General features: G+C 34.3%; 11 protein-coding genes. 2 read left to right on the forward strand and 9 right to left on the reverse strand.

Features of this window, described 5'->3' with window-relative positions:
- Window positions 1-52: 52 nt before the first annotated feature.
- A complete protein-coding gene (locus J7K39_03630; GenBank protein MCD6178973.1) occupies window positions 53-505 on the forward strand; it encodes a 6-carboxytetrahydropterin synthase in 453 nt (150 codons plus the stop codon).
- Here J7K39_03630 and J7K39_03635 read toward each other — a convergent pair.
- Window positions 502-2,409 carry a YgiQ family radical SAM protein gene (locus J7K39_03635; GenBank protein ID MCD6178974.1) on the reverse strand — a complete coding sequence of 636 codons (1,908 nt, stop codon included), beginning with the start codon at window positions 2,407-2,409 and terminating at the stop codon, window positions 502-504. The two genes, J7K39_03630 and J7K39_03635, sit on opposite strands and share 4 nt — an antisense overlap.
- A gap of 98 nt (window positions 2,410-2,507) precedes the next feature.
- Here J7K39_03635 and gldA point away from each other — a divergent pair, with 98 nt between their 5' ends.
- Window positions 2,508-3,419: a gliding motility-associated ABC transporter ATP-binding subunit GldA gene (gldA, locus tag J7K39_03640; GenBank protein MCD6178975.1), complete on the forward strand. Its 912-nt coding sequence runs from the start codon at window positions 2,508-2,510 to the stop codon at window positions 3,417-3,419.
- 153 nt (window positions 3,420-3,572) lie between these two features.
- Here gldA and J7K39_03645 read toward each other — a convergent pair whose 3' ends face one another.
- The 8 genes from J7K39_03645 to J7K39_03680 form a co-directional block, all read right to left on the reverse strand.
- Window positions 3,573-3,947 (reverse strand): hypothetical protein, encoded by a 375-nt coding sequence (locus J7K39_03645; GenBank protein MCD6178976.1) that lies wholly within the window; start codon window positions 3,945-3,947, stop codon window positions 3,573-3,575.
- 89 nt (window positions 3,948-4,036) lie between these two features.
- Window positions 4,037-5,023 (reverse strand): DUF1028 domain-containing protein, encoded by a 987-nt coding sequence (locus tag J7K39_03650; GenBank protein MCD6178977.1) that lies wholly within the window; start codon window positions 5,021-5,023, stop codon window positions 4,037-4,039.
- A 17-nt stretch (window positions 5,024-5,040) separates the two neighbouring features.
- Window positions 5,041-5,733 carry an aspartate/glutamate racemase family protein gene (locus J7K39_03655; protein MCD6178978.1) on the reverse strand — a complete coding sequence of 231 codons (693 nt, stop codon included), beginning with the start codon at window positions 5,731-5,733 and terminating at the stop codon, window positions 5,041-5,043.
- A 46-nt stretch (window positions 5,734-5,779) separates the two neighbouring features.
- A complete protein-coding gene (locus J7K39_03660; protein MCD6178979.1) occupies window positions 5,780-6,676 on the reverse strand; it encodes a hypothetical protein in 897 nt (298 codons plus the stop codon).
- Window positions 6,673-7,575, reverse strand: a complete 903-nt coding sequence (locus J7K39_03665; GenBank protein MCD6178980.1) for a hypothetical protein — start codon at window positions 7,573-7,575, stop codon at window positions 6,673-6,675. Before J7K39_03665 ends, J7K39_03660 begins: the two co-directional genes overlap by 4 nt.
- A gap of 202 nt (window positions 7,576-7,777) precedes the next feature.
- A complete protein-coding gene (locus J7K39_03670; GenBank protein ID MCD6178981.1) occupies window positions 7,778-8,749 on the reverse strand; it encodes a YitT family protein in 972 nt (323 codons plus the stop codon).
- 68 nt (window positions 8,750-8,817) lie between these two features.
- Window positions 8,818-9,876, reverse strand: a complete 1,059-nt coding sequence (add, locus tag J7K39_03675; protein MCD6178982.1) for an adenosine deaminase — start codon at window positions 9,874-9,876, stop codon at window positions 8,818-8,820.
- Between the two features lie 255 nt (window positions 9,877-10,131).
- Window positions 10,132-10,488, reverse strand: coding sequence for a hypothetical protein (locus J7K39_03680; protein ID MCD6178983.1), 357 nt, complete (start codon window positions 10,486-10,488; stop codon window positions 10,132-10,134).
- Window positions 10,489-10,735 lie beyond the last annotated feature (247 nt).

Here is a 10,735-nt window from a genome sequence, read left to right on the forward strand (position 1 = left end):
AATGGGTACAAGAAATAGAGATGATAATTAGTCGGATTTTGGGAATAAGATTATGGCAAAAATTAGAATTACAAAAGAGTTTAAATTTGAAACTGCTCACGCTTTAAAAGCTTATGATGGACTTTGTAAACATATTCATGGTCATTCTTACGAATTATTGGTTACAGTAATTGGTAATCCTATAGAAGATAAAAGCTCCCCTAAATTAGGAATGGTAATGGATTTTGGCGATCTTAAGATGATAGTGAGAGAAGAGATAGTGGATAAAATGGATCATGCTTTGGTTTTAAACAAAGATTCAAAAGCAGCACAAAATTTATCTGGTAGCGATGATATGTTTAGTCGTTTGGTATTGGTTGATTATCAGCCAACAAGCGAAAATATGTTAATAGATTTTGTAGATAGAATCCAGCCCCGTTTGCCCGATGGTATTAAGTTGTATTCTATGTTTTTACGCGAAACAGTAACTTCTTATGCCGAATGGTTTGCTTCTGACCAAGATTAATTTCTCCTGAATTTATTTTTTTTAGGCTTATTCGTTTTAAAACTTTTTGGACTGCTGCTTTCTTGCACTTTTACTTTGCGAGCTAACAATTTTTTTATCAAATCAGGTCTATTTTTTAAAACACTCCTAATCCAAGATGCATTTTCTCCTTTATACCAAAAAAAGAAACGGTGTTGTTCTTGTTTTTCCAGTTTTTTTCGTGCGGTATAAACCTTTTCTAAAGTATAGGGGTGGTAACCGGAGTAGTAGGCTACGGTGGCAACTGTCATTGGTGTTGGAGTAAAGTCTTGTACTTGCTCTAAATGAAATCCCATATCTTTAGTTTCGGCGGCTAAATTGGCCATATCTTCCAGTTTGGATTCAGGATGTGAGGAAATAAAATAGGGGATAAGTTGAAGTTTTTTTCCCAGCTTCTGATTGATGGTGTCAAACTGTTTTTTAAACGAGTGAAAATATTTGAAAGATGGTTTACGCATCATCTTCAGCGTTTTGTCAGAGGTATGCTCCGGAGCTACTTTTAATCGTCCACTAACGTGGCGGTCGAGCAGTTGTTGCATATATGCATTCATTCCTTTTTCATCTCCTTCTGTATTAAAATCCTTCACTAATAAATCGTAGCGAATACCGCTTCCAACATAGGCTTTCTTTATTTTGGGATGAGCATCTACTTTCTTGTAAATATTAAGCAAGGCTTGATGAGAAGTATCTAAATTATGACAAACAGTAGGATGAATACAAGATGGGCGTTTACATTGATCGCATAACTCCTGATATCGTCCTTTCATTTTGTACATATTTGCCGAAGGACCACCTAAGTCAGAAATATTTCCTTTGAAATCAGGCATCATAGTTATTTGTTCAACTTCTTTCATAATAGAAGCTTCTGATCGGGAAGCAATAAATTTTCCTTGATGTGCCGAAATAGTACAAAAGCTACATCCTCCAAAACAACCACGATGCAGATTCACTGAAAATTTAATCATTTCAAAAGCGGGAATCGGGCCTCGTTTTTTGTATTTGGGATGAGGTAAACGAGTATAAGGTAAATCAAAAGCAGCATCAATTTCCTTTTCTGTCATGGTTGGAAAAGGAGGATTAATAATTACCGTATCTTTTCCAATTTGTTGCAAAATTCTTTTAGCGTTTATTTTATTAGATTCTTGTTCTATATGTTTAAAGTTTTTGGCAAACTTCAATTTATCTTTCAAACATTCATCGTGAGAATATAATTTAACATCACGCCAATTTTTATTTTGCGGAATAGTTTGTCCTTCTATAATAAGAATTCCTGTTTGAGGAATAGTATTTAAAGCTTTGAAAGGAACGCCTTTTTTTAATAATTCCAAGATAGACAGTAAAGGCTGTTCGCCCATTCCATAAACCAATAAATCTGCTTTACTTTCTTTTAAAATGGAGGTTTTAAGTTTATCCGACCAATAATCGTAATGTGTTAATCTACGTAATGAAGCTTCAACGCCACCTAATACAATTGGAATATCGGGATAAATATTTTTAAGTATATTGCAATAAACAATTGATGCGTAGTCGGGGCGGAAACTTTTATCACCTCCCGGAGTGTAAGCATCGTTGGAGCGTAGACGTTTGTTGGCGGTATAATGATTTACCATAGAATCCATATTCCCGGCAGTAACTGCAAAAAATAGTCGGGGTTTACCAAATTTTTTAAAATCACGTAAATCATCTTTCCATTGGGGTTGTGGAATAATACCAACGCGTAAGCCTTCTGCTTCGATAATTCTGCCAATAACTGCCGCACCAAATGCAGGATGATCAACATAAGCATCACCGCTTATTATTACAATATCCAGTTCTTCCCAGCCTCGTTGTAACATTTCCTTACGAGTAATAGGAAGCCAGTCTTCTATCCTTGGTTCTTTATACATTGCGGCAAAGCTACAATAAATCGGTTTAGCCATGCTGCTTTGTTTTTTCGTTTATACGTCGGGAAAATATTCTTAGCTTTGCTTTGAAAATAAAGCCAATGTCTATAAAACTAAAAAATATCAGTAAAGTTTATGGAAAACAGTTAGCTCTAAAAAATGTTTCCATTACTATTAATCAAGGAGAAGTTGTAGGGTTGTTAGGTCCCAATGGAGCCGGAAAATCGACATTAATGAAAATCATTAGTGGTTATTTACCTCCAAGCGAGGGAAAGGCATTTGTTTATGGTTTTGATGTAGAAACTGATGACAAAAAGGTAAAAAGTATAATAGGATATTTACCTGAAAGTAATGCTTTGTATTTGGATATGTATGTCCGCGAGTATTTGCATTTTATAGCGAATTTATATGGGCAGAAAAATATAAAAGAAGAGGTGAATAAGGTTGTTAGTATGTGTGGTTTAAGTCCGGAACAAAATAAAAAAATCGGAGCTCTTTCTAAAGGATATAAACAAAGAGTTGGACTGGCGCAAGCTTTGATTCATAAACCTGATGTCTTAATTCTCGATGAGCCAACAACAGGTTTAGATCCAAACCAGTTGGTTGAAATCAGAAAACTTATCAAGGAAGTAGGAAAAGAAAAAACCGTTTTGCTATCTTCCCATATTATGCAAGAAGTTGAAGCTATTTGTTCTAGGGTAATTATTATTAATAAGGGCGAAGTAGTAGCCGATGATTTAACAGAAAATTTATCGAAATATATAAATAGCGTAGAGAAAATATTACTTGAACTTGACGAGGGAATTGATGATAATGAACTAATGCAGTTGGAAGGTGTTACAGGTGTTAAGTCGATAGCCTTAAATACTTGGGAGATTCAGTCAGAAGGAACTGCTGATGTTCGCCAAGCTTTATTTGGATTAGCTGTTAAAAAGGGTTTAAACATTCGCTCTTTACAAAAAGTAGAAAACTCTTTAGAACAAATCTTTCAAGAATTGACAAAGGAAAACTAGTTTTCTTTATAAAGCAGACAAATAAAAAACAGAGTGCTTTTGTCTGATAAGGAAAGCATTTAGAGTGTATTCAATTTCGTAGCCTTCATTGTGAAATTGGCGGTAAATAATAGCTTCCCTTTATTATAATTTTAGTTCTCACTGAGGAGAGCATTAGGTGTAGCTAAGTTCATACATTTGCCTGATAGACCAACTGAGTATAAAAGATACCGCAAGTGAAATAATTGCCCACATAAGATATATTTCTGTTTGACTAGCGTGTAGAGAGGATTGCAAATAGTAAATGCCTCCAAGCCCCAAAAGAATCATAACAATGCCCCCTAAAAGTTCATATTCCCATGCTAAAAGAAGCGTGAGAAGTAGTAAAAACCAAGGTAAGGCATTGGGAAGATTTCTTAAGATATTTTCTATGGTAATTCCATATTTTATAGCCCCGGTAAATATTGCAATACTGACCATTGTAAATCCTAAGAGGATAGTTCCAAAACGTGCAAAAGCCCTAAAAAAGTTTGCAATATTTAGTATCATTTTATATTTAGGTATTTAGCCTTTTATTAAGCAAAGGTATTAGTTTTTTGTACGTATATCAATTAAATTTGGAATGCAAAGATACAAATTTATTGATTTATAATAGTTTGAAGTTCAGTCTCTGACACTTTTAGTAAACCTGAAACGGGTAAACGCTTAGTCATTTCGCGCCAATTAGCATTATTTGCAAAGACTATTTTGAAGATAGGAAGAGCATTTTCTATCATTCCATTATTTGCCATAGTTACCGCTTTCCAGTATTTCATCTCAAAGTTGTTGGCTTGCATTTCTTCCGCTGCCGCATATTCTTTAAGTGCTAGTGTCATATCTCCGTGTTCAACGGCTAAATCTCCTTTATTCATATGTTCGTAGGCACGGTGTACAATTAGTAAACGATTAAGTTCAATAAGTGGATATGGATTATCATCAACACGTAAATCTACTTTTTTGTCTTGCCATTCCGGAACTTTTTCCGGACCTACAACTAATAATGCAGCTGATTGTCTGCCTCTTATATCGCCTCCGGCTTCTTGAGCAGCCATTAGTACTTTTACAACTCTTTCTGCCAAAGGTAAATGAGCATTTTCTAAGAAAGCTTTTTCCATAGCTGGAACAACTTTATCGTTCAACATCATATTGGCTTGAACTGCAAAATTATTGCCAACAATATGGTGGGCAGACTGAACACATTTGGTGCCCGTATATGAAAAAACAGAACCATTTACATCTAACAATGCGAGTTGTCTGAAATCCCGACCTTCGTCTGATTCAATAAGCTGATTTAAAGCCTCTTTTGCAGAAATCCCGTTTTCCATTAATTTTAATCCTTTAGGTCCAAAAGCAGGATTTATAAAGGATTGAGTAGCTACAACACCAACACCGGATTTTCCCCAACTGACTAATGTGCCAACAGAAAACCAGTGACTTTGAACACCAACAGCCATTTCTCCCGTAGCAGTGTCACGAGCTACTATAGAAAATGTGTGGGCAAAGGGCTCCGTACTTTTATAGGTTTGGGCATTTAAACTTAAAAAGCTAATAAAGTAGATGGATATAAAAAGGATAATTTGTCTCATTATTTGTTGGATTAATGTTAATTTAAAGCAAATTCAACGGCTTTCTCGGCATGAATTTTTGTTGTGTCAAAAATGGGAATTGGACTGTCCTTTTGTTTGATAAGCAAAGGAATTTCTGTACAACCCAAAATAACACCTTCAGCTCCTTGATCTTTTAGTTTTTTGATTATGTCCTGATATTTTTTGCGAGATTCATCTTTGATATTTCCGAGGATGAGTTCATTATAAATAATATCATGAATTATTTGCCTATCAGTTTCGTTAGGTGTTATCACTTTAAGCCAGTGTTCTTCTTCTAAACGACCTTTATAAAAGTCTTGGGTCATAGTGAAGTTTGTTCCCAATAAGCCAATTTTTTTTATGCCTTTTTCTTTTATTTTTTCTGCTGTTGCATCGGCAATATGTAAAATAGGTATCGATATTTTTTCTTTTATTTCGGGAACCATTTTATGCATAGTATTGGTGCATATTATTAGAAAATCAGCTCCCGCTTTCTCGACTTTCTGAGCGGCATCAATCATAATTTCTGTTAGTTTATTCCAATCTTCAGCATGTTGAAGTGTTTCCATCTCGTGAAATTCTACAGAATACATCACGCTTTTTGCAGAATATGTACCGCCAAGAGTTTCTCTTACTTTTTCATTAATCAGTTGATAATAAACGGCAGATGATTCCCAGCTCATTCCACCTAATAATCCTATGGTTTTCATGTGTTTTATTTGTGTTGTTTAATCTTTTGCCTCAAAGATATAAGATTTATTTGTTTGGTTTAAGATTATATAGCATCGAAAAGCGTATGCTTTGGTAATTAGAATCTTTCATTCCATACTGGAAACGGATTTTGTAGTTCACTGTACTTTTTAGTTTGCTTTGAATATCAATACGATATACTTGTGGATGATCGCCATTGTCTAAATAGCCGGAAAATCCTCCAAAATTTTGATTGATACTAAAGTGTTTCGATTCTAAATTCGCACCAAGACCATAAATTACAGCATCATTCTGAAAGTGATCGGGGAGATTGGTTTGCCAAGCATAAAAGCCAAGCATTCCATAAAATCGTAGTTTAGTTTCCGGTGATAATGCAAATGATTTCCCAAAACTAAGATCGAAATAATAGCCAGGGGAATCTGAAAAACGAGCTGCTCCATATTGATTTCCTGAAGCTGTTTTGATATTTATGCTGAGTAAAATATCGGGTAAGATTTTGTGATTCTTTAGTAATTGAATATGTGTGCCAATATATAAATCGCCTATTGCAACTCCCTGACCATCATAATCTGTAGAGCTTCTTTGAGCGCGGGTAAAGGCATCGTATTCATAAATTTCAAAAGGAACTATAAATAATTGAATCCCGACTTTTTTATTCTTAAAAGGAATAAATAAACGGGTGAAAAGATTTAGTGTTTGTTCGTGCTCATTAAAATGACCTTCGGCAGCAGTTTCAAAAGTTAAGGACTTTTCAATAATTCCCGTTTTAATTTCAGGGACAGGAAAAGCATTAGGTCCCATAAAACCGGGCGAAAGAGTGAGGTATCTTTCCCAAGGTGTAATTCTATCCCAATTATTTTCATTATTCCACCACGTACCTTGAGCAAAACTGTAGTGGCTCAGCATCAAGAAAAGAAAGAAGAGGGGGGCGATTCTTTTCATGATTTAAAATTGTAGATTAGTGAAAGACGAATAGAACGAAAATTATAATCTTGTATTCCATGCTCAAATCGTAAGCGGAGATTAAGTTTTTTATTGCGCTTAGTTTGGATACTTGAACGTAGAACAATAGGCCGGTCTCCATTGTTTAAATAACCGTAAAAACCACCAATTTCATTACTTAAAGTGAATAAAGCTGAATGAAGTTGGAATCCAGCACCAAAAAGTATAGCATCATCTTGCATATGATCGGCTAAATTGGTTTGCCAAACGTAGAACCCCAACATAGCATAAACTCTTATAGATTGAATATGTTGATTTTTAAAAGCGTATGTTTTTCCTGCACTTAGATTAAAATAATAGCCCGGAGCATCAGCAAATCGGGCAGAGCCAAATTCATTTCCAGAGGCCGTTCGAAGGTTAATACCTAATAATAAATCCGGCCATTTTGGATGGCCTTTTAGTAACTGAATCTGAGTGCCAATATATAAGTCACCGGATGCATGTCCTTTTCCTTCATAATTTCTTGAGAAACGTTCATCACGAATTAGAGTGTCGTGTGAGAAAAATTCAATAGGAACCATCCATAGTTGTAGTCCAACCTTGCCTTTTAAAAGTGGAATAAAAAATTTTGTGAATAGATTATTTGTTTGTTCGTGCGAATTATAATGTCCCTCAAAAGCAGTTTCTACTTGCAAATCCGACTGAAGCAGTCCTTGGTTGATATCGGGAATGGGAAAAGCGTTTGGGCCAAAATAAGCAGGCGACATAATCAAATAGCGTTGCCATGGAGTAACACCATCGTGCTGGTGAATTTTGTACCACCACCAATGCTCATTCTGTGCTTGAGTAAAGCTGCTGACAATTAAAAAAAAGAAAACAAAAAGTTTTGTTTTCAACATAGAGCAAAGTAAAATTTTAGTCCGATAAAAATACTAAACTTCTTCTATTTATGCTTTATAGTTGCTTAATTTTATAAAAGCTTTGAGCTGTTTGGCTTTGTTTCTAATTTCAATTTTGTTCATTTTTGGTTATGTTCTGCAACTACTGGTGTTTGTGCAGGGCGAAAATATCCAAATGTTTCTAATAAGAAGATAGGAATTGTTAATGATCTAAACGTCGTTTTTTTACGTATCCACCTTTAGTAGCGTTTATGCTGCTGTATATAATAAATGCACCGGGATCAATTTTATCAATTTCTCTTTCCAGTTCAGCAATTTCTAATCGAGTAACAACAGTATAAATAATATCTGTTTGTTCTAAGGTACAGCCTTTTTTTCCATAGCCACGCTTGCCAGAGTATACCGTTACTCCTTTACTCATCTTTTCTGTCAGCAAAATCCTAATATCTTCGCTCTCTGGTGAAATGATGGTTAAGCCTGTGTATTCGTCTATCCCTTCAACAACAAAATCAACGGTTTTGGATGCAACAATATAAGTGAGAATAGCATAAAGTGCAATTTCAACGGTAAGAATATAAGCTCCGAATAGGAAGATAATTACATTGAAAATCAATATGATATCGCCCATACTTAAGCCCGTTTTCTTATTCAAATAGATGGCTAGCACTTCAGTCCCATCAATTACAGCACCACCTCTTACGGCGAATCCAATTCCAGCTCCTAAAAAGAATCCGCCAAAAACTGCAATTAATAATTTATCGGTAGTGACTACTGGATAGGGAATGAATTGCAAAGCCAGAGCCAATAAAATTATGGCTACGATGCTTTTCAACGCAAATTGTTTTCCCATTTGAGATAAGCCTAAATATAAAAAAGGGAGGTTGATAAGGACAATTAATATAGCTAAAGAGAATCCGGTTACTTCTCTTGTTAGCAGTGAGATTCCCATTACTCCACCATCGATAAAACCATTAGGTAATAGGAATCCTTTTAGACCAAATCCGGCAGATGCAATACCAATAAGTATCCAAAAACTATCACGTAAAAAGTGGTTAAAATCAACTTGAGCAATTTCTGCTTCGGACAAAAGTAACTTTTGTGAGATTCTTTCTTGATTTTTATCGTGACGTATTTTTAAACGCTTTAGAATAGCTTTCTTAATAATTTTAAGCATACAATTTGCTTTTCTGTAAAATTAATAAGAAATTGATAGAAAATGGATATAATTATAATTATAATCTTCTATATCTGAATAACTTCAAATAGAGTTCTATTCTCTTCGTAGGCTTCTAGCTTACGTTTTACTTTTTCTTTTGTCTCAGTATTAGCAAAAGAAACATTTAAAGCTTGAAGATTCATCTTATAAAGCTCTTTACAACTAAAATCTTGGTTTAGTAATAAGAAATATTCCTGAATTAAAGATGTTGAAAACATTGCAGGATCGTCGGAATTTACTGTGCAGTTTACACCTGCATCAAGTAATTGTCGAATGGGATGAGGATCTCCATTTTTAACTATTCCAAGAGCGTAATTGCTTGTTGGTGAAACCTCTAATGTAATTTTATTATCTATTAAATATTGAATCAACTTGGGGTCTTCTAAGCTTCTAACTCCATGTCCAATTCTTTCTGCACCAAGGTTTTTTATTGCTCCCCATACACTTTTGGCACCTTCTGTTTCTCCTGCATGAGCAACCACTCTTAGGCCATTAGCCTTCGCTTTTTTAAAAGCTTCTGTATATAATTCCGGAGGAAAACCTTGTTCCGGTCCACCAATTCCCAATCCAATAAATAAACCGCGTTTATAGCCTTCAGTTACAAAATCGACTACCGCCATTTGTGTATTTGGCAGTTCGCGGGAAATATCCGGAATGAAGTTGATTTTTATGCCGTATTTTTCAGAGCCCAAACGAATACCTTGCTCTATGGCATCTAAAATAGCATCGGTTTCAAATTTCTGAATGATAAATGAAGCACTGATAAAAGCTTCAGAGTAGACTATGTTTTGTTCAGCCTGATGTTTATAGAATTCGGTTATGATAAAGGTGTAATCTTCCGGGGTTTTTAAAGCGGTTACAGATTTAGTATATACTTCTAAAAAATGGCTAAAGTCTTTAAAAGCGAAAAAACTTTTCCATTCTTCTAGTGAGTTTACCTTAAAATCGACCTTGTTTTTTTGTGCTAAATTGTAAAATGTTTCTGCATGAGTTGCACCTTCAAGATGAATGTGTAGTTCAACTTTTGGCATTTCTTTTACTTGTTCTTTCAGTTTAGCGGGAAGATTGTTTTTATCGAAAATCATATTTTGTTGATGAGTTAATACTTAGTTGAAATTTTGGTGGGCAAATATCGTACAAATTCTGGTTTTTTCCGAATCTTGCTTGTTTAAAATAGTAGCGTATACGACTAATCCATTACTATCTATATCGGAGATATGTAAAAATGTCCTCTAACTATAAGGTAAATTTTTATGACTTGTTGAGTGTAAAACTGCAAAATAAAATGCGGAATTGGGAAATTGTAAAAGAAAAAGTAATTGAAGTCGATTGTTGTTTTTTTACTCTTCCCAATCTAAAAGTAAGTCGAGAATAAATATTTTCTTACTGAAGTTCATTGTTTGAGCACTAAAAAATAAACCTCCTAAAATAGGCATAAACTGAAATCCCATTTGCAATAAAATGTTGTTAGGGCTTTCATTAAATCTAGCTAAAGAGAGCATTAATACGATAACTATCAATATAACAATGAAGGCAATAGAGTTAAATTTCTTCTTTCTTTTGTATTTGATTAGCATTTCTTCAAGTAATTCTTTTGGCAGATGATTTTCTTTAAATTTCTGTCTTTCAGCATAAAGCAGTATACTGTTTTCATTAAGTTCTGCAATTAGTTTTTGTTTGAGTAATTCTGTGTTCATAGGGTGAGAATTTTTAGTAAAAATAAGAAAGTTTTAATTTATATGTTTGTGGTAGATACAGTTTATTTTTCATTTAATCTTTTTGTACTTTTGTAAGTATAAAATCGAACAATTATGCTTTATCCATTAAAATTTGAACCCCTATTTAAAGATAAGATTTGGGGCGGACAAAAGATTAAAACAGTACTGAATAAAGATTTTGGTAATTTGCCCAATTGTGGAGAAATGTGGGCTTTGTCGGGCTTTC

It is taken from the genome of Bacteroidales bacterium, from assembly GCA_021157585.1.
Taxonomy (GTDB): Bacteria; Bacteroidota; Bacteroidia; order Bacteroidales; family UBA12170; genus UBA12170.